At 39.8% G+C, this 19132-nt stretch carries 16 protein-coding genes; 6 read left to right on the top strand and 10 right to left on the bottom strand.

Going from position 1 to position 19132, the window contains the following annotated elements; genetic code table 11:
• The 5 genes from hemN to ettA all read right to left on the bottom strand — a co-directional run bounded on the left by hemN (position 1) and on the right by ettA (position 6176).
• Complete coding sequence (gene hemN, locus AAH582_RS07735; RefSeq protein WP_343321743.1) at positions 1 to 1371, bottom strand: oxygen-independent coproporphyrinogen III oxidase; 1371 nt, start codon at positions 1369 to 1371, stop codon at positions 1 to 3.
• A gap of 2 nt (positions 1372 to 1373) precedes the next feature.
• On the bottom strand, positions 1374 to 1790 hold the full coding sequence (locus tag AAH582_RS07730) for a lactate dehydrogenase (protein ID WP_046672235.1): 417 nt from the start codon (positions 1788 to 1790) through the stop codon (positions 1374 to 1376).
• Between the two features lie 368 nt (positions 1791 to 2158).
• Entirely contained in the window at positions 2159 to 3226 is a 1068-nt protein-coding gene (locus tag AAH582_RS07725) for a response regulator (protein ID WP_046672224.1), read from the bottom strand.
• Positions 3227 to 3279: 53 nt separating this feature from the next.
• Positions 3280 to 4482, bottom strand: a complete 1203-nt coding sequence (locus AAH582_RS07720; RefSeq protein WP_343321742.1) for a PAS domain-containing sensor histidine kinase — start codon at positions 4480 to 4482, stop codon at positions 3280 to 3282.
• Between the two features lie 11 nt (positions 4483 to 4493).
• Positions 4494 to 6176 carry an energy-dependent translational throttle protein EttA gene (ettA, locus tag AAH582_RS07715; protein WP_343321741.1) on the bottom strand — a complete coding sequence of 561 codons (1683 nt, stop codon included), beginning with the start codon at positions 6174 to 6176 and terminating at the stop codon, positions 4494 to 4496.
• Between the two features lie 185 nt (positions 6177 to 6361).
• Between ettA and AAH582_RS07710 the strand changes: the two genes are divergently transcribed.
• Complete coding sequence (locus AAH582_RS07710) at positions 6362 to 8887, top strand: ATP-dependent Clp protease ATP-binding subunit (RefSeq protein ID WP_312747512.1); 2526 nt, start codon at positions 6362 to 6364, stop codon at positions 8885 to 8887.
• A gap of 136 nt (positions 8888 to 9023) precedes the next feature.
• Complete coding sequence (locus AAH582_RS07705; RefSeq protein ID WP_046672220.1) at positions 9024 to 9443, top strand: hypothetical protein; 420 nt, start codon at positions 9024 to 9026, stop codon at positions 9441 to 9443.
• 48 nt (positions 9444 to 9491) lie between these two features.
• Here the strand turns inward: AAH582_RS07705 and recN are convergent, their stop codons facing one another.
• Positions 9492 to 11153: a DNA repair protein RecN gene (recN, locus tag AAH582_RS07700; protein ID WP_343321740.1), complete on the bottom strand. Its 1662-nt coding sequence runs from the start codon at positions 11151 to 11153 to the stop codon at positions 9492 to 9494.
• Between the two features lie 313 nt (positions 11154 to 11466).
• On the opposite strand from recN, the gene AAH582_RS07695 reads away from it, so the two are divergent.
• Together AAH582_RS07695 and AAH582_RS07690 are read left to right on the top strand one after the other, a co-directional pair.
• Positions 11467 to 12081, top strand: coding sequence for a hypothetical protein (locus AAH582_RS07695; RefSeq protein ID WP_046672218.1), 615 nt, complete (start codon positions 11467 to 11469; stop codon positions 12079 to 12081).
• A gap of 67 nt (positions 12082 to 12148) precedes the next feature.
• Positions 12149 to 12562: a hypothetical protein gene (locus AAH582_RS07690; protein ID WP_046672217.1), complete on the top strand. Its 414-nt coding sequence runs from the start codon at positions 12149 to 12151 to the stop codon at positions 12560 to 12562.
• Between the two features lie 147 nt (positions 12563 to 12709).
• On the opposite strand, the gene AAH582_RS07685 is transcribed toward AAH582_RS07690, so the two are convergent.
• Both AAH582_RS07685 and AAH582_RS07680 read right to left on the bottom strand, forming a co-directional pair.
• On the bottom strand, positions 12710 to 12970 hold the full coding sequence (locus AAH582_RS07685) for a hypothetical protein (protein WP_046672216.1): 261 nt from the start codon (positions 12968 to 12970) through the stop codon (positions 12710 to 12712).
• A 167-nt stretch (positions 12971 to 13137) separates the two neighbouring features.
• The gene (locus AAH582_RS07680) at positions 13138 to 14151 is read right to left on the bottom strand and encodes a PDDEXK nuclease domain-containing protein (protein ID WP_343321739.1); all 1014 of its coding nucleotides are present in this window, start codon (positions 14149 to 14151) and stop codon (positions 13138 to 13140) included.
• 792 nt (positions 14152 to 14943) lie between these two features.
• Here AAH582_RS07680 and AAH582_RS07675 point away from each other — a divergent pair.
• Positions 14944 to 15471 carry a hypothetical protein gene (locus tag AAH582_RS07675; RefSeq protein WP_343321738.1) on the top strand — a complete coding sequence of 176 codons (528 nt, stop codon included), beginning with the start codon at positions 14944 to 14946 and terminating at the stop codon, positions 15469 to 15471.
• Between the two features lie 69 nt (positions 15472 to 15540).
• Here the strand turns inward: AAH582_RS07675 and AAH582_RS07670 are convergent, their stop codons facing one another.
• The gene (locus tag AAH582_RS07670; protein ID WP_046672213.1) at positions 15541 to 17892 is read right to left on the bottom strand and encodes a BamA/TamA family outer membrane protein; all 2352 of its coding nucleotides are present in this window, start codon (positions 17890 to 17892) and stop codon (positions 15541 to 15543) included.
• A gap of 8 nt (positions 17893 to 17900) precedes the next feature.
• On the opposite strand from AAH582_RS07670, the gene AAH582_RS07665 reads away from it, so the two are divergent.
• Positions 17901 to 18650 carry a TrmH family RNA methyltransferase gene (locus AAH582_RS07665; protein WP_343321737.1) on the top strand — a complete coding sequence of 250 codons (750 nt, stop codon included), beginning with the start codon at positions 17901 to 17903 and terminating at the stop codon, positions 18648 to 18650.
• Between the two features lie 26 nt (positions 18651 to 18676).
• Here the strand turns inward: AAH582_RS07665 and AAH582_RS07660 are convergent, their stop codons facing one another.
• Complete coding sequence (locus AAH582_RS07660; protein WP_046672211.1) at positions 18677 to 19057, bottom strand: VOC family protein; 381 nt, start codon at positions 19055 to 19057, stop codon at positions 18677 to 18679.
• Between the last annotated feature and the right edge of the window lie 75 nt (positions 19058 to 19132).

The following is a 19132-nucleotide window of genomic DNA, read 5'->3' as shown; positions in this document are numbered from 1 at the left end:
CTAAATTGCCTGACTAAATAATTGATTTTGCGTCCTTGAACGCAATAATCGCTGATCAAAGGCCATACAGATATTTCTCAAAAAGGAGCGCCCAACGGCAGTACATTGAATAAGGTCGCCCGTTATGGAGACTAAACCATCTGCAACGAGTTCGGACAATTCTTCAATAATCTGTTCATTCAACAACGACCCCGTCTGCAACTGCACCTTACCTTTACACATCATATCCAGGATATAACGTCTTACGAGAAGATCCTCCTCATTGAGTATATGTCCTTTTACAACTGGCAGTACCCCTGCGTCAATAAGTTTATGGTATTCTTCGACGGTCTTCACATTTTGGGCAAAAGCCCCCCAGGCATCACTGATCGAAGAGACGCCAATACCGATTAACAGGGGGCTAAACCGATCAGCATACCCCATAAAATTGCGATGTAATCGCTCTTGTTGAAAAGCCACAAATAACTCATCCTCTCTTTTCGCAAAATGATCCATACCGACATCTTCATAGCCATGGGCTAAAATCATTTTTTTCCCAAGATTATACAGGGCAAGTTTGGCCGCACCATTCGGTAGATCTGCTTCGGTATAATGTCGTTGACCAGGTTTTATCCATGGCACGTGGGCATAGCTATAAAAAGAGATCCGGTCTGGAGCGAGCAGCATCGACTTTTGAATGGTATCGGCAACGGTCGCAAGCGTCTGCTTAGGCAATCCGTAAATCAGGTCAAAATTAATGGACTCAAATCCGATTTTCCGCGCATTCAGCATAACCTCTTCCACTTCCGCCGATGTTTGATGCCGGTTGATCACAAACTGTACAAGTGGATCAAAATCCTGTATTCCCAGGCTCAGGCGCCGAAATCCCAAATCAAATAAGGTTTGTAAATGCGCGATCGTTGTGTTGGCGGGGTGAGCTTCAAAAGAGAACGAACGATCAGGGGCCAGGTCTGCATGTTTAAGGATCCCCTCAATGAGTACCTTCAAATTATCTGGATGGAAAAAGGTAGGCGTGCCACCACCCAAATGTATTTCTGCCAATAACGGTCTTTCTCCTTTAAATAAAGCGACATACATTTCCCATTCCTTCAAAAGGGACACAATATAGGGTTCTTCAACACGATGGTTCTTTGTAATGCGCGTATTGCAGCCACAATACGTACAGAGGCTTTCACAAAAAGGAAGATGGATATACAGGCTAATTCCTTTCTCTTTCGATTGCCCAAAGGTACGAAAGACTTGATCGGTCCAAGCTACCCTGGAAAATGCGTCATTATCCCAAAAGGGAACGGTTGGGTAACTTGTATAGCGCGGTGCGGCAACATTATATTTTTGTACCAATTCTTCCATTTTAACCTGCGATGTAACCATTTTTATTTTATTTTTTTAGCGCAGTCGCTTATACAACAACAGGCTTTACCAACACATTTTTCTATTCCCCATAAGTTGAGATTCCGTACGGTCTGCTCGGCCAGTCCTTTGGGACTCTGGTCTTCGAACGGTGCATTGGCAATCTGAATATTTAAATCTCCGGCTTTCACCAAATCGATATGAGCAGTATCTTTACTGCGGGTCATAATTTTATTGATTCCCAACCCTTTTAAATTAAGTAGCATATTCTCGTCCAAAATATCGCTTACGGAAATAACTACCGCATCTTTTCCACGCGCGTAATTCTGTGTCTCCGCATTTAATCCATTTGAAATCAAAGTCAAATCATGTTGTTTGGCATTTGCCAATGCCCAAAACTCTTTTTCAAATGACCTTACATTATATACTACTACTTTCATTCTGATTCTACAATCAACCATTAAGGTTTATCCTAAGAACAAAAGTAAATCATGCGTATGGGCAAAAAGATGATGTAGCACCACACCTTAAAATGATATTTATCACAATTCACAAAAACTTGCATGATTTCGCAAATACCAACAGCTGTAAAAGTCAACCGAACGTTCTTTTTTGGCCAATAACTGTGTGCAACGCGTTCATTGGAACCGATGAGACCAAACAATTTCTTTAAACTGTGTATTGCTAACACATCGGCACTTTAATAGTGGGATTCAAATAAATATACACGTTCATAAAAAAAGGCATGTTCAGTTCTACTGCACATGCCTTTTTTTAGCTATCGTTTTTAAATACTCACTTCTGATCGCTACTGCTTCACGTCACGGAGATTCTTGATCGAATTGATGTATATTTTACCTTTTTCTTTTGAAATCAGTTTTTCTTCTTTAAAGTCGGAGAGCATACGGGAAACAGTTTCATTGGCTGTCCCTGCAATTGAAGCTAGGCCATCCCGTGTCACATCAATTGTACATGCATTGACCTCGTTTATATTGATTCCACTTTTTTCAGCAACGCTAATCAAAGCATTGGCGACCCGCTTACGGACAGAATGATAGGCAAAGCCAAGCAATTGCTCTTCCTTTTCCCGCAAATCGACAGAAAGAAGTTTAATAAATTTACTGGCTATTGCAGGCTTTTTCCATAACAGCTCCAGAAAACTGTCTTTTGGTATCAAGACAATTTCACTTGGCTCAACTGCTTCGGCGTAGTCTTCATAATTATCATTCAACAAGATCGAGGCATAGCCAAAGTAATTTCCTGCAATAAAAATACCCGTAGACAGCTCGCGTCCATCTTTATACGATTTAAAGCTACGTACCTGACCCGATTTCACGAAATAGACGTATGTTGGCGAATCGTCTTTTTCATAAATAGACTGTTTTTTCTTCACGGTCTTCACCCGTGAATTGGCCAGGAGCTCTTGTAGCAATAAAACCTGCTCTTCGGCACTCAAACTCAAATCATCTTCCCGCGGAACATCTGCTGCCAGCTGCTCATGTCTTTTGAGACGAACATCTATTGCATTCATCAATTCAACATCATCAAAAGGTTTGGTCAGATAATCATCTGCTCCCATCTCCATCGCTTTGCGCATGTCTGCGCGTTCCGCTTTGGCGGTCAGAAAAATGAACGGAATTTTAGCCGTACTTTCAATTTTGCTTAACATAAATAAGACGCCATAACCATCTAATTCAGGCATCATGATATCACAGAGAATCAGATCAGGAATATGTCTTGTCGCCAGGTCGACTCCAACACGTCCATTTTCAGCAGTAATGACATCATACCTCCCTGTCAACTCCAATATTTCGGTAGTCCCCTCTCGGATATCAATATTATCTTCAATAATTAGAATTGTCTTTTTATTTCTCATCTGCAATTATTTATACTGTCCTTTTAAGTTTTAGACCGCGTTATGCTTCGCCTTTATTCATCAACCGTGCTCTCCTTGAAGCGAACCCGGAATGAAGTTCCTTTATGTACTTCCGATTCAAATTCCATCTGACCTTCCATCAGTTCGATGTACCGTTTTACGATATTCAGACCTAAGCCTGTCCCGGGGATATTGCCGGTATTATGTGCTCTAAAAAATGGTTCAAACAAATGTACCTGATCTTCTTCAGGAATACCAATTCCGTTATCCTTTACTGATATCAAGCAGCCTTCTGCGTCAATACATGTGGTAAATTCAATCAATGTATCTTCTCCTGAATATTTGATTGCATTGGAAATTAAGTTGACCAAAGCATTTTTCAACAGATTTGGATCTAAGGTAAAATGCCCAATTTCTCCCGTATGTTGGTATACAATATGCTGATTTTTCTTACAGATCAATTGCATTTCTTCGGTAATCTCTTCCGCCAATTCGACCAGATTGATGTATTGCCTATTCATCACAACGATACCAGCTTCCAGTTTCTCCAGGGATAGGAAATCATTCAGAATGCTCGTCAGCAATTGAACAGCACCTTTGATTTTATTGGTATGTTTAATGATGTTAGCTTTATCGTCCGGTCGCTCGGCATACTTTTCAATCAGCGAAGCCGAAAGCTGAACGGAGCTTAGAGGCGTGCGGAACTCATGCGAAGCCATAGACACAAAACGCGATTTTAACTGACTGAGCTCAATTTCTTTTTCCAGTGATTTAGAAACCTCTGCCTTCGCCTTTTCAAGTTCGGACACCAAAGAAATCAGATCCCGTGTGCGTTCATTGACTTTATGTTCAAGTTCGGCGGCATGTTGCTTGAGCATATCTTCGGCGGCTTTCTCACGCGATAAATCGTGAATAAAGCCTGTAAAGATATTCTTATCTTTTAGCCATACTTCACTGACTGCCAAACGAAATGGGAATGTTTTTCCATTTTTCTTCAAGCCCATCACTTCGCGGCCGATTCCGATAATCTTCTTGTGGCCTGTGGTTTGGTAATTATGTATATAACCATCGTGATTGCCACGATCAGGTTCAGGCATTAACATGGATATATTGTGTCCGATTACCTCTTCAGCCTGATAACCGAACAATTCCAAGGCAGCAGGGTTAATGCTTTCCACATTTCCCCTGTTGTCTATGGTTATTATTCCATCAATAGCGTGGTCTATTATAGCAGCCAAAAGCCTTCCGCTCTCCATAATCCACTCCGCTATTTAACTAATTTCTTATATTTAATACGATGCGGAGTTACATCACCCACGCGTTTTTTACGGTTCTCTTCATATTCAGTATAGTTACCTTCGAAGAAATAAACCTGTGAATCGCCTTCAAAAGCAAGGATATGGGTACAAATACGATCCAGGAACCATCTATCGTGGGAAATCACAACGGCACAACCGCCGAAGTTCTCCAAGCCTTCTTCCATTGCCCGCAAGGTATTTACATCAATATCATTGGTCGGCTCATCGAGCAAGAGTACATTTGATCCCTCTTTAAGCGTAATAGCCAGGTGAACACGGTTACGTTCTCCACCCGAAAGCACACCTACTTTCTTTTGTTGATCAGCACCGTTAAAATTAAATTTGGAAACATAAGCTCTGGAGTTTACCGAGCGGTTGCCCAACATCATATTGTCGCTGCCACCCGTAATGTTTTCCCAAACCGATTTCTCCGGATCGAGGTCGTGGTGCATTTGGTCCACATAGCCCAATTTCACTGTTTCTCCGACTTTGAAAGAACCTGTATCCGGCGTTTCCTGTCCTGTGATCAAGCGGAATAAAGTTGTTTTACCCGCACCATTTGGTCCAATGATCCCTACGATACCTGCCGGCGGCAACATGAAGCTTAAGTTCTCAAATAAAATGCGATCGCCATAGGCTTTGGAGATATTCGTTGCCTCAATGACAGAATTACCCAGACGTGGTCCCGGCGGAATAAACAATTCCAATTTTTCTTCGCGCTCTTTCGTTTCCTCAGAAGCTAATTTTTCATAGTTATGCAAACGTGCTTTCGATTTGGCGTGACGCGCTTTCGGTGCCATACGCACCCATTCCAGCTCACGCTCCAAGGTTTTTTGACGTTTGGTTTCCTGCTTTTCTTCCTGAGCGAGACGTTTTGCTTTTTGATCTAACCAAGAAGAATAATTTCCTTTCCAAGGAATACCTTCACCGCGATCCAACTCAAGAATCCATCCGGCTACGTTATCCAAGAAATAACGGTCGTGGGTAACGGCAATAACCGTTCCTTTATATTGTTTTAAGTGTTGTTCTAACCAATCGATCGACTCGGCATCCAAGTGGTTGGTCGGCTCATCTAAGAGCAATACGTCTGGTTCCTGCAATAATAAGCGACATAATGCTACACGTCTGCGCTCACCACCTGACAAATTGACAATCTTCGCATCTGGTTCAGGGCAACGTAAAGCATCCATTGCTCTTTCCAATTTCGAATCAATTTCCCAAGCGTTAGTGGCATCAATGATATCCTGAAGTTCACCTTGTCTTGCCAACAATTTGTCCATCTCATCGGCATTTTCATAAACCTCCGGCAGGCCAAATTTTTCGTTGATTTCTTCGTATTCCTGTAAGATGGCTGTAATTTCGGCAACACCTTCCTGTACCACTTCAAGAACAGTCTTTTCAAGATCCAATTGAGGTTCTTGTGCTAAATAACCCACAGAATAACCAGGGGAAAACACCACCTCGCCTTGATATGACTTATCCAATCCAGCGATAATTTTTAATAGGGAAGATTTACCTGATCCATTCAAACCGATCACACCGATCTTCGCACCATAGAAAAAAGATAAATAGATATTTTTTAAAACTTGTTTTTGAGGCGGATAGATCTTGTTGACACCCGCCATCGAAAAAATGATCTTCTCGTCTGACATAAAATTTAAAAAAATTCGAAAACTCTTGTTATATTAACATACAAATGTAATCTTTTATACTGACATTTTGGACGTATAACGGTCATGGCTTAATTGTTGATGACATTATTTAAAATAATTTTAAGGTTTGAAATGCAGAATTTACTACATTTATATATCCTTAATATAAAACAGAAAGGTATTCAATGGAAGCAAAATTTTCACCGCGCGTAAAGGATGTCATATCGTACAGTAGAGAGGAAGCTTTAAGATTGCGTCACGATTATATAGGAACAGAGCATTTATTGCTTGGATTGATTCGTGAAGGCGATGGAATGGCGATAAAGATCCTTAAAAACATAGGCATTGACACGGCAGCACTACGTCAATCTGTGGAGGACGCAGTGAAGGGGGCATCGGTTTCACGTGCACCTATTGGCAATATGCCATTAACAAAACAGGCTGAAAAAGTTTTGAAGATCACTTATTTGGAAGCTAAAATATTCAAATCGGATATCATCGGAACGGAGCATCTATTATTGGCTATCTTACGGGATGAAGATAATATTGCTTCTCAGATTTTACAACAATACAATGTGACTTACGACATCTTCAAATCTGAAGTTGAGCAAAATAGAACGACGATCAAGGACGAAGCTCCGGGCTCTCCTACCGGCGATGATGATTTTGCTGAGGATGATCAATATATCCAACCGAAAAAAGTTTCGGATATCAAATCTAAAACTCCGGTGTTGGACAACTTTGGCCGTGATTTGACCAAAGCTGCCGAAGAGGGTAAATTGGATCCTATTGTGGGTCGCGAAAAAGAAATTGAGCGTGTATCTCAAATTTTATCCCGACGCAAGAAGAACAATCCGTTGTTGATCGGTGAACCGGGAGTTGGTAAATCAGCTATTGCGGAGGGACTTGCTCTTCGTATTGTCCAACGGAAGGTCTCACGTGTACTATTCAATAAGCGTGTAGTCACATTGGATCTGGCTTCATTGGTTGCCGGAACGAAATATCGCGGTCAATTTGAAGAGCGTATGAAAGCGGTCATGAATGAACTGGAGAAATCGCCGGATGTCATCTTATTTATCGATGAGATTCACACCATCGTTGGTGCAGGTGGCGCTTCAGGGTCATTAGATGCTTCCAATATGTTCAAACCAGCCTTGGCAAGAGGAGAAATCCAATGTATCGGTGCGACCACATTGGACGAATATCGTCAATACATTGAAAAAGACGGTGCTTTGGACCGTCGTTTCCAACGTGTAACAATTGAACCCGCTACACATGACGAGACGGTTGAAATATTAAATCGTATCAAGGAGAAATATGAGGACCACCACAACGTGACTTACACTCCGGAAGCAATCGAAGCCTGTGTGTCGTTAACAACACGTTATATTACAGACAGGTTCTTACCAGATAAGGCTATCGATGCTTTGGATGAGGCAGGCTCTCGCGTGCACTTAAACAATATTCATGTACCGCAGTCCATTATTGACATTGAGAATAAAATTGAAGAGGTCAAATTGGAAAAGAACAAAGTCGTTCGTAGTCAAAAATACGAAGAGGCTGCCAAATTGCGTGATACGGAGAAAAAATTGATCGAGGAGCTCGAGAAAGAAAAAATCGCTTGGGAAGAAGAGACGAAGTCTAAACGCTATACTGTTTCAGAAGAAAATGTTGCTGAAGTAGTGGCCATGATGACGGGTATTCCGGTACAACGTGTTAGTCAAACAGACAGTCAAAAACTGTTGAATATGGCTGAGTTGATGAAGGGAAGAATCATTGGTCAAGACGACGCTGTAGGTAAATTGGTGAAAGCGATACAACGTACACGTGCGGGTTTGAAGGATCCTAAAAAACCAATCGGTTCGTTTATCTTCTTAGGTCCTACCGGTGTCGGTAAAACAGAATTGGCTAAGGAATTAGCGCGATTTATGTTTGATACAGAAGATGCGCTGATCCAAATTGACATGAGTGAGTACATGGAAAAATTCGCGGTATCTCGCCTTGTTGGAGCGCCTCCAGGATATGTCGGCTACGAAGAAGGTGGTCAATTGACTGAAAAAGTACGTCGTAAACCGTATGCTGTTGTTTTACTGGATGAGATTGAGAAAGCTCACCCGGATGTATTTAACCTCATGTTACAGGTATTGGACGAAGGTCAATTGACAGATAGTTTGGGTCGTAAAGTAGATTTCAGAAATACCATAATCATTATGACTTCAAATATTGGTGCACGCCAATTGAAGGAATTTGGTCAAGGTGTTGGTTTTACGACTGCGGCAAAATCACAACAATCTGATGCGCATTCACGTGGAGTTATTGAAACCGCTTTGAAAAGAGCCTTTGCTCCAGAATTTTTGAACCGTATTGATGATGTAATTGTGTTCAACTCATTGACAAAAGAAAACATCTTCAAAATCATTGATATTGAGTTGAGGTCCTTGTTCAAACGTATCGCTGATTTGGGTTATACGATCAATTTGACAGATGAGGCAAAAGATTTCATTGCAGATAAAGGTTACGACAGTAATTTTGGTGCACGTCCATTAAAACGAGCAATCCAGAAATATCTCGAAGATCCGATTGCAGAAGAAATCCTCAAAGGAAATGTGCAAACTGGTTCAGTTTTGACTGTGAGCATTAATCCGGAAACCAAAGATATTGAGGTTTCTAGCTCAGATCCAAAGTCTTCAAAAGACACCGCTGAGAAGTAGGTCTAAGCTGTCTTTAAAAATAATTTCAATAAAATGCACCTTTATGGTGCATTTTTTGTTGTAAAGAAAGTTGGCGTTAAACTTTTGCACTATTTTATCGTCCTATAATAAAATTGTCACAAATAACACGAATAATATGAAAAGACTTTTATTAGCAGCATTAATTGGAACCGCAGCCTTGGTTTCATTTTCTTCTTGTAAGAAAGAATACGTTACAAACTATTTACCGGGAGTAACTTTTAATACGAAGGTAGTCTCCTCTTCTTGGGGAGTTGACAAAACCGGATATTCTTTCTCAAATGAATTGGACTTTCCCGAATTAGATGCAAAATATTTCGACTACGGACACGTAGGAGTAGCTGTATCATTTGATAATGATCCAAATTATTTCATTAACATTCCTTCAGCTATCGGCCCTTATAATTATCGCGTGGAGTATAAAATTGGTAAAGTATATCTCTATGCTGATTATGTGGGTAGCGACAATAAACCAGTCCGTCCAGACAATATGTTAGTAAAAGTAACATTAACGGATGCTGATAACGGTGGAAACTAAATAAAAAAAGGTCTTAGAAAATCTCTAAGACCTTTTTTTATTTGATAGCTATCCTTTCAGCAATAACTCTGCATGTTCAAGTGCCGCATCCGTTGGATTGGTACCACTGAGCATCTGAGCAATTTCCTTGACCCTCCCTTCTTGATCTAATCGAACAATGTTAGAGATTGTCCGATTGGCTTTATCTTCCTTATACACTTTATAATGTGCAGCACCTTTAGCTGCGATTTGGGGTAAATGGGAAATAGCAATGACCTGCATGTTCTCTGCAAGGCTTTCCATCACCTCCCCTACACGTAGCGCCACCTCTCCAGAGATTCCGGTATCGATCTCATCAAAAATAATGGTCGGTAATGCAGAGGTCTTAGCAACCAAGGATTTAATGGCCAACATCACCCTGGATAGCTCTCCGCCAGAGGCAACCCGATGAATGGATTGCAATGCCTGTCCTTTATTGGCCGAAAATAAAAACTGTATTGAATCTGTTCCCGATTCCCGCATATCCCCTTCCTTCAATGGCTCGAGATTAATTTGCAGCAATGCATTGGGCATCCCCACATTTGACAAAGTAGCTTGTACATCCTTCGCGATTAATTCCAGTACTTTCTTTCTGACTATAGAGAGTTCTTTTCCTTTCGTTTGTGCAATGGCTAATTTAGCTACTACTTCTTTTTCCAGTCGCTCCAATTGCTCATCGGAGGAATTTATAGCAAACAGTTTGGATTCCAGATCATCACGTAATTTGATCAGCTCTTCAACCGAGTCCACATGATGTTTTTTTTGCAAGGAATACAACAAGCTCAAGCGTTCATTGATCTCCAATAAAGTACCTTCATCAATTTGAGTATCTTCTTCAAGCGAACTCAGCTCTGCTGCGACGTCCTTCAGCTCAATCCATGTGCTCCTTAATCGTGCAGCTAAATCTGCCGCCTCAGGGAGAAATGCAGCGATGCTTTCCACTTGGCTCATCGTCTCTTTTAAACGGCTTAAAACTGCCGTATCATCGTTTTCCAATAGATGTGATGCCCCAGTTAGTGCACGCTTAATATCTTCTGCATTTTCCAACTGCCGCTGCTGTACTTCGAGTTGTCCCTGCTCATCTGCTACCAATCGGGCGGCGTCAAGCTCATCAAATTGAAACTGAAAATAATCCTGTTCTATTGCAGCTTTTTTTACCAGCTCCTTAAATTCTTCGAGTTCTCTTTTTGCCTTCTTATAAGCAAAGAAGCTCTCTCGATAGTTTTGTTTCAGCACAAAAGCTCCTGCCACACTGTCGACCACAAGGAACTGAAAATCTTCTGTATTAATCTGCAATGTTGCATGTTGCGAATGTACATCAATCAACTGCTCACCTAAAGCTTTGAGGATAGCGAGTGTGACCGGTGAATCATTAATAAATGCCCGGGACTTACCATCGGGAGAGATTTCTCTTCGAATAATGCTGTTGTCCGCGTAATCAAGATCATTTTCCTCAAAAAAACGAAGGAGTTGATAAGACCCAATTTTAAATTCCCCTTCAATCACACATTTCTTGGTTGGGTCGAAAAAATGCTTCCCCTCGGCCCTATTTCCTAAGATCAACGATAATGCGCCCATGATAATAGATTTGCCGGCACCGGTTTCACCGGTAATCATATTCAAACCTTTATCAAATTGGATTTCCAATTCGTTGATGAGTGCATAATTTCTAATATGTAAGGTATCTAGCATATTCTTGCAGGTCTATTTTTACAGTTTGGAGGAAAAACCGTTCCTCTATCGGATCCTATATTTATGAACCTTTCTGTAGGTAATTTACCTAAAACTCAGGCAATTTCAATATGTTTTATTTTAAAAAACATAAATTCTCTTTACCGACTTTCTCAATTTTGACATTTACAAGCACTAAATACTAAAAATAATATCAATTATCCAAACGGAAACGGAAAATAAAGCTATTATTTTTAGCAATAACATTCTTTTTTTGACAAAAGAATGTTCTCCTTCGGCACTATTGACATGAATAAATCCCTATTTTTATGGCATGCAAGATTATAGTGCTACGCTCAAAAAATACATGCCCGAAGAAGCAGCGCCGATTATATCCAACTGGATTAATCATACCCGCTGCTTATTTAAGATCTCTCGTTCAAGGAGTACCAAGCTAGGAGACTACCGCGCGCCGTTTAGAGGAAGTCCGCACCGTATCTCTGTCAACCATGACTTAAATTGCTATTCATTTTTGATTACGACAATCCATGAATTTGCACACTTACAAACGTGGAATAAACACCAGCATCGTGTCAAGCCACATGGTACAGAATGGAAAAATAATTTCAAGGAACTGATGGAGCCCTTCCTTAAATTGAATATTTTCCCAATCGATATCAGCAATGCTATTCATCGTTATATGGAAAATCCTGCGGCTTCGAGCTGCACGGACCTTCATCTGTTTCGAACCTTAAAATCATACGATACTGTCAAAACTAGTACCCTTACGGTAGAATCCCTGGAGGATGGACATTTCTTTAGACTAAAAAATGGTCGTTCATTTCAACGCATTGAAAAGATAAGAAAACGCTATAAATGCATGGAATTGAGCAGCAAACGCATATACCTATTCAATCCAATAGCGGAGGTATTTCTGCTCGAACAATGATTTTTGATAAATACATTCATTATATTTTTATCTTTGCTAACTTAGGAAACAATTAAAGAGAGCTTTTATGTTACACTTACACTCGACTATAGCAATTGTATTATTGCTAGCCCTGGTGATATCGATCGTGATCACCCTATCAAATTATTTAGGCAACAAACCGTACAACCGTAAAATTGCTTTATTGGGTTTCATTGCATCGCATATTCAATTATTGGTGGGATTGATCTTATTCTTTTATTTAAAGTATCCATCGATGATCTCTGGCGCCGTAATGAAAGATCCGACATTACGTTTTAAAATCATCGAACACCCTTTAACCATGATCATTGCAATTGTATTGATCACAATCGGTTACTCTAAAGCTAAAAAGATTGAAAATGCAAAAAAAGCAAACCAAACGATTGTTATTTTCTATATCATCGGTTTGATTTTGATTCTTTCACGTATTCCCTGGTCTACTTGGTCATTTTTCGCATAGTCTGCGATAATCATACAAAAAGAAGGCCTTACGATTGTGAGGCCTTTTTTTGTTACTTATATGACGATAGTGTACCCAGATTTTATCACATGAAAAAGCCCCAGTAAAAAAACTGAGGCTTTCAAATATCTTAGTTTGACTTTTTAATTAGTCACGGTTTTTTCCAAATCCCAAAATTCCGAAAACGGTTTTGAATGCGATAAGTGCACCTACGATCATGGAGATGTTAGCTATTGCGGAAAACAAAAAAGTTTGTTGGCCCAATGCCGTACATACATCCGGTACAAAACGGATAAATGTACCTATTAAACCTAAAGCGATCGCTACTACCAATGTTTTGTAGTAATGAGTTTGGTTCGCATTATTATCAGTTGTCTTTGGACCTCTTGGTTGTACAGTTTCTGCCATTTCAATTTCGATTTTATTCGATACAAATGTACAAAATAATCTATGTTAGAAAAATAAAAATGAAAAAAGCGGAACCACAGTCATTTCATCCCCCAATACTGATAAATTAACCTCGTTTAACGCATTTAAAATATCTTTAAATGGCGCCGTATAGACGCTTGAAAAATCTACTCAGCGTCACCTTTACCTACAAAACTATCCAACTCTTTGTTCACCTCGTCCAGCAGCTGCTGCTCTGTCGGTAGATAAAGTTCGTATTGACTGGCGACAATCTGTTTTTGGTCTTCCGGAAGGGTAAATTTGACGACTGCATCGTTTTTGCTGGCACAAAGTAAAATGCCAACTGTCGGATGTTCATGCGGAAGCTTTTCAATACGGTCATAATAATTCACGTACATCTGCAATTGACCGATGTCCTGATGTGTTAATTTATGGGTTTTAATTTCAATGATCACAAAACTTTGCAGCAGACGGTTGTAAAAGACCAGGTCAACGAAAAACTCATCGCCCTCGATATGGATGCGTTTTTGTCTAGCGACGAATGAGAACCCATTTCCTAATTCGAGTAAGAACTCCTGAAGATGGGCAATAATGGCGCCCTCAAGATCTTTCTCATAGTAAGCGCTTTCGCGTTTCAAACCCAAAAATTCCAGTACCATCGGATCTTTGATGATCTCCTTCGCGTCAGAAGGCATCTTTTCCTTTTTTGCTACAGCCAACACACTTTCTTTATCGTTGCTAAGCAATAGGCGTTCATATAGATTCGTGTTGATCTGTCGCTCAAGCTGCCGAACTGTCCAATTATTCTTTATGGTCTCTGCGATATAAAACTCCCGTTGTTCCTCGTTACCAAGACTTAAAAGCAGCTTATATTGGCTCCAACTCAATTGCGTCCACAGTGTAGACACAATTGGAAATGTGCGATAAAACTGACGGTACCAATTTAACTGTCTTGATGAAAAACCACTACCAAACTCAGGCTGTAACTCCGCTGAAAGATACTTTATGATGTATTTCCCATAATCGGCTCTATCTTTACCTCCCTGCTCCTGCTCAAAAATACGTTTTCCGATGTGCCAGTACATCAAAGTGCGTTGATGATCGACAGCACGAATCGCATTATCTTTGGATTGCGCAATAATTGTCTTTATATCGGATACTAAAGTTTGATCGGACAACATAATTGTTTATTTCTTGGTATTACTTCTGTAAATGAACAATACAAAGATAGTTAAAAAACAATTAAAATACTAATTATTTTAGCAAACAATTAAACAATGCTTCCCTGATGTTTGAGATTTAAAAGGAGATACACCGCAATTTACTTTTAATCGATTATAAAGTTTGGCTAACTTCACTCACAAGAAGAAATGCAAATGAAAATAGCCGACAATTATTTATCTGTTTTCAAGCATACTATGACAATGGTGGCAAAGAAACCTGGAATCATTTTGAACAGATTAAACATGGTACAAGAAAAACAGCTCTAGCGAAACTCCAAGAAGCTTTTCCAGGTAAAAAGGACAAATCGTGCGTTTTTCGTGCATGCCCCTGATGAGTTTCGTGTCATAGCGGATAGTTTCGATGAGTATCTCCTGCTACTGATCAATACTGGTTGCAATTTTATTGATGAAGATGATATGTATTAGCACCAAAACATGAATAATGAAAATAGATTACAAGCTAGATGAAAGACTATCTATACCATCAACTTTTTATTGCAAATAGGGTTAAAACATTCATCTTCTTTTGAGGAATAATGAAAGGCTCACAAACCTATTTACAGGCGTTTCAACATTCGTATAGTTAAAGATTTTCAAAAGAAAATTAAAATCCCTAAAATTGCATGCTCATTCGATAAGATCTGTTTCGACACCGTCAACATGAATCTGTCCTGGCTTGAAGAACGTGATGTAAGCAAATAAGTTAAATCTCTTGCTACAAATGGGCTAAAATTAAACGCTTATAATAAGATGAAAAAGATTATATTTTTTCTGTTACTGATACCTTTTTGGGCAGCTGCTCAAGAACAAAATATCCAAAACTTTATTGTAAAAGAAAACCTTTCCAAAAATGGAAAACTCGCTGTAGTGGCATTGGATTCATTGGGAAATACCAATGAGACCATTAATGGCAATTACCTATTTACAATCAATGGTTTCTCACAAGCACTTCAATTTCATGAGGGTGTTGCTGTCCCTAATCAAAAAATTGAGTCATCAACCTTTGTTTTCTTTAGCCATAAGAATCAACAAACTTCCAAGGGACGTTTATTCTATATCTATAAAAGCGATAGCGGACTCTCCCCTTTTGCCATTAGCGGATTGATGTTTTTGATTATCCCGGCCATTGTGTTAGGAATAGCTTACATGTTTAAAAAAGTGATTATGACGGCCATCGCGCTGGCTATAGTTTTCTTTTTATTCAACCATTCGCAAGGTTTGGACTTGAGTAAAATTTTTGAATCTATATTTTCAAGTCTCAAAAATCTCATTGGTTAACAACGTGGTTTGCCTGAATATCCCATCAACTGATGGGATCAAAGTAAATCATGCCGAAACGGTTAGACATTAGAACGGCATACCGATTCCAAAATTGTATTGAATAAAATTGTATCTGTCAGGCCTATGGGTTTCGTAATATTGGGCCTTAAATTCTTTGGAATCAAAGAAATGCTTGATAACCCATTGATCAGCACCTGAGAATTGCGGATCTTTTAGTTTAAGCCCGGCATCTAAGCGAATGACAAAATAGTCCGAATCGAAACGAAGTCCGAAGCCGGTACCAATGGCGACTTGCCCAAGAAATTTATTGAATTTAAACTCCCCACCCGGATTCAGCTCTTCATCCTTCTTCAGTCGCCAAACATTTCCCATATCCACAAATGTCGCCCCATTCATCTTTGCACCCAGGAAGTTATTGAGTAATCTGAACCGATATTCGGCATTCGCTTCCAGTTTAATCTCCCCCAGCTGATCCAAATTACGCAGGTTTAAACGCAAATCCTCACTAAGACTCTGCCGGTTATAGGCACCTGGCCCCAAGGTACGCGCCTGCCACGCGCGTATGCCATTCATCCCACCGCTATAAAAGCTCTTTTCAAAAATTAACAATTTAGAGTTATTCCCATAAGGAATCGCTATCCCCGGATTAAAACGGAAGACAAACTGCCTATTTCCACCGAGATTTCGGTATAAACGATAATCGAATTCTGTCTTGGCGTATTGAAGAAAGGGCACACCGAATATTTTTTTCTCACCATCGGCATTCTTGGGCAATTTTGCCAAGGAGCTAATAAGATCCAATACGTTTCCACTAACGTCCAATGTCCCTCTGAAATATTGAAAGTCCTCCTTACTATTCAGTTTTTTGCCATTCAATATAAAGGTATATTGTGTCCCTAAACCAAAATACTGACGGTCGTTGCTACGTACATACAGCTGATAACCTTCCTGTACAAGCTTGTTCCGAAAATTGGAATCTAAGCGTCCATCCCGATACTCCAACACAATAGGCGTAAAACTATGGTACTTATTTTCTGTTTCATACCATGAGTAATTCAGAGACGTGATAAAATAGCGGTTTGAATAGGTTTTATCTTGATCGAACAACTGCAATGTCATCGAGTAGGTCGTTTTGGGCAAACCAAACTTCCCGCCCGGATTAATATGAAAGGGAACCATCAGACGAGGAATAACTAAATTCACGCCCGCTTGAAAATCGTTATTGAATATTTTGCTGGAAAGCCCACCTGCGAGACGCGGATCAAACAATACACCATAACGTAATTTCACTTCCAATTGCTCCGAACCACCAAAGATATTACGTTGAGAGAATGTATTTCCAATATTAAATCCGCTCATACCCGAACTAAAGGTATACTCGCCCTCTATCTGGTTTCCCATACGCGGTCTTGGAACGAAATCATAGTGCACATCGAGTTTATTGGAATCTTTTTTGACAAACTGCATTTTGACAGAACGAAAACCATTCATCTCATACAATCGGTCATAGGACTTATTTTCCTCCCGCAAGGAATAGTACTGACCTGAGCGTAGATACATATAACGTTCCAAAGGTTTCCACCTGAAACTATTTGTTTCATCAACAAATAAAAGACGTTTTGCAGAATCTAGTATACGACGTGGCTCCTTCTTCGACATTGTTCCATAATTCCTTATCGTCATATAAACACTGTCTATTTGATACTTTTTATGTATCGTTGAGTCAGACGGATTTTCGACATTAATTTTCAGGTCGATCAAAGGTCCATCGATCGTGGAATCAATCCCAGCACGCATGTATTGCCTTAAATAATCGTAATATCCATTGTTACGCATCGAAATATAAAGTTTCTCCCGCTCATCGAGCAACTTTGCAGCATCATACTGGGTATTGGATTTTACAGCAGTTTTGGGGAGTACCTCCCGTTCAAATATTGCCTTAATATCTTCATCCTCAAATTTTCGATCTATATTTCTAACTTGATATGGGACTCCTTCATCCACTTTAAAATCGATATGTGCTCGCTTTTTGGAAACTGAAATCGTTGGTTCGACCTTAGCTTTAAAATAACCTTTTGAAAATAGAAAGCGTCGGATTTGATTGGCGGATAAATCGACCATTGCCGAATCCAACAAATGAGGTGGTTCGCCAACATTCCGAATTTTCTTGGTTTTATAACGCCCGTTTTTAGTATTGAATGTATTGTAAATAAATAGATTTACCCTTGAATTAGGTCTTATTTGATTGGAAATATACGTTTCGGATGATTCTTTCAATGCAGGGGTGACACCAGAAATCTGTACTTTTGTAACCAGAGCTTGGTCATCGTCAAGATATTTTGAAGAACGGCATGATGCAAAAAATAACACTAAAAGCGTTATACTTGCAAATCCGATAAAACGAGGATACTTAATCATCAATAAAAATGTTGTCAAAAGCGCAAATCAGTCTAATAACGTCTCTACAAAATAAAAAGTATAGAAAACAACACGGCCTGTTTATCGTTGAGGGTATAAAATCCGTGATGGAATTTATTTCATCAAGCTATGAGGTTGAGTCTATTTTCTACACGGGCGACGCAAACACAAAAGTGGGTAAAATCTTGCATAATATAAAATCCCATGAACTAACAGATACTGAATTTCAAAAGATTAGTACACTGAAATCGCCACAAGGTATCCTCGCTTTGGTCAAACTTCCTTTACAGCAAAAAATTGTACCAAGTAATTTAAAAAACAAGTTTAGCCTTGTACTCGATGATGTGCAGGATCCAGGCAATCTGGGTACAATTATCCGCACGGCGGAGTGGTTTGGAATCGAACATATTATTTGTTCCATTGGAACTGTTGACGCATACAATCCTAAAGTAGTGCAAGCAACCATGGGCTCACTGGCCAGACTGCAGATCCACTATACTGATTTAACCGATTTTATTCCGGCTACTGGATTGAAAGTTTATGGTGCCCTACTTAATGGTCAATCCATTTATCAGACTATGTGGGCTAATGAGGGGTTAATTGTTATGGGCAACGAAGGAAATGGCATCAGTGATGAAATAATAGCGTTGGTCGATCAAGCCGTCACTATTCCGCGCATAGGCCAAGCCGAATCACTCAACGTGGCCGTTGCAGCGACCATTTTCTGCAGCGAAATAGCCCGACAACAGTTGACCTAATAGGTGATATGGTCCTGATTCGCCATTTATAACTTTTGATGTAGCCCGATCCTATTTCCTTCAGAATCTTCAATCTCCGCGACAGCAAATCCCAGATCGGTATGAAAGGTGACGGGATATAGCTCTTTTCCACCCAAGCTCATGGCCTTTTCTAACGTAGTTGATATATTTTCTACATGTAAATAAAGGAGTATTCCCTCGCGTGTAGGTTTATAAATTTCGCCTTTCGCGAGGGCGCCAGTAATCCCAGATAAGGTTTCTTGAAATGGAAAGTAAGCCATGTGATTATTGTCAAAATCTTCTTGTTCAAAGGTAAAATTGAATAACTGGCTATAAAACGCAATTGCGCGATTCAAATCTGATACCGGAATTTCAAAATAAACACCTGGATTTCTATGTTCTTGCATGTTTTAAACAAAAGGTCTCAACAAAAATAACCTTTTTTTAGGCAGGAAAGACCTCAACGCCGCATTTTCCATCCC

The sequence above is a fragment of the Sphingobacterium multivorum genome (genome assembly GCF_039511225.1).
GTDB lineage: Bacteria > Bacteroidota > Bacteroidia > Sphingobacteriales > Sphingobacteriaceae > Sphingobacterium.
The sequence above is the reverse complement of the archived record's forward strand: the minus strand, read 5'-3'. Positions and strand labels throughout refer to the sequence as shown.

What these genes read in the sequence shown, in the direction of transcription:
- hemN (WP_343321743.1), bottom strand. Translation starts at nt 1,371, where the DNA reads ATGGTTACATCGCAGGTTAAAATGGAAGAATTGGTACAAAAATATAAT.
- AAH582_RS07730 (WP_046672235.1), bottom strand. Translation starts at nt 1,790, where the DNA reads ATGAAAGTAGTAGTATATAATGTAAGGTCATTTGAAAAAGAGTTTTGG.
- AAH582_RS07725 (WP_046672224.1), bottom strand. Translation starts at nt 3,226, where the DNA reads ATGAGAAATAAAAAGACAATTCTAATTATTGAAGATAATATTGATATC.
- AAH582_RS07720 (WP_343321742.1), bottom strand. Translation starts at nt 4,482, where the DNA reads ATGGAGAGCGGAAGGCTTTTGGCTGCTATAATAGACCACGCTATTGAT.
- ettA (WP_343321741.1), bottom strand. Translation starts at nt 6,176, where the DNA reads ATGTCAGACGAGAAGATCATTTTTTCGATGGCGGGTGTCAACAAGATC.
- AAH582_RS07710 (WP_312747512.1), top strand. Translation starts at nt 6,362, where the DNA reads ATGGAAGCAAAATTTTCACCGCGCGTAAAGGATGTCATATCGTACAGT.
- AAH582_RS07705 (WP_046672220.1), top strand. Translation starts at nt 9,024, where the DNA reads ATGAAAAGACTTTTATTAGCAGCATTAATTGGAACCGCAGCCTTGGTT.
- recN (WP_343321740.1), bottom strand. Translation starts at nt 11,153, where the DNA reads ATGCTAGATACCTTACATATTAGAAATTATGCACTCATCAACGAATTG.
- AAH582_RS07695 (WP_046672218.1), top strand. Translation starts at nt 11,467, where the DNA reads ATGCAAGATTATAGTGCTACGCTCAAAAAATACATGCCCGAAGAAGCA.
- AAH582_RS07690 (WP_046672217.1), top strand. Translation starts at nt 12,149, where the DNA reads ATGTTACACTTACACTCGACTATAGCAATTGTATTATTGCTAGCCCTG.
- AAH582_RS07685 (WP_046672216.1), bottom strand. Translation starts at nt 12,970, where the DNA reads ATGGCAGAAACTGTACAACCAAGAGGTCCAAAGACAACTGATAATAAT.
- AAH582_RS07680 (WP_343321739.1), bottom strand. Translation starts at nt 14,151, where the DNA reads ATGTTGTCCGATCAAACTTTAGTATCCGATATAAAGACAATTATTGCG.
- AAH582_RS07675 (WP_343321738.1), top strand. Translation starts at nt 14,944, where the DNA reads ATGAAAAAGATTATATTTTTTCTGTTACTGATACCTTTTTGGGCAGCT.
- AAH582_RS07670 (WP_046672213.1), bottom strand. Translation starts at nt 17,892, where the DNA reads ATGATTAAGTATCCTCGTTTTATCGGATTTGCAAGTATAACGCTTTTA.
- AAH582_RS07665 (WP_343321737.1), top strand. Translation starts at nt 17,901, where the DNA reads ATGTTGTCAAAAGCGCAAATCAGTCTAATAACGTCTCTACAAAATAAA.
- AAH582_RS07660 (WP_046672211.1), bottom strand. Translation starts at nt 19,057, where the DNA reads ATGCAAGAACATAGAAATCCAGGTGTTTATTTTGAAATTCCGGTATCA.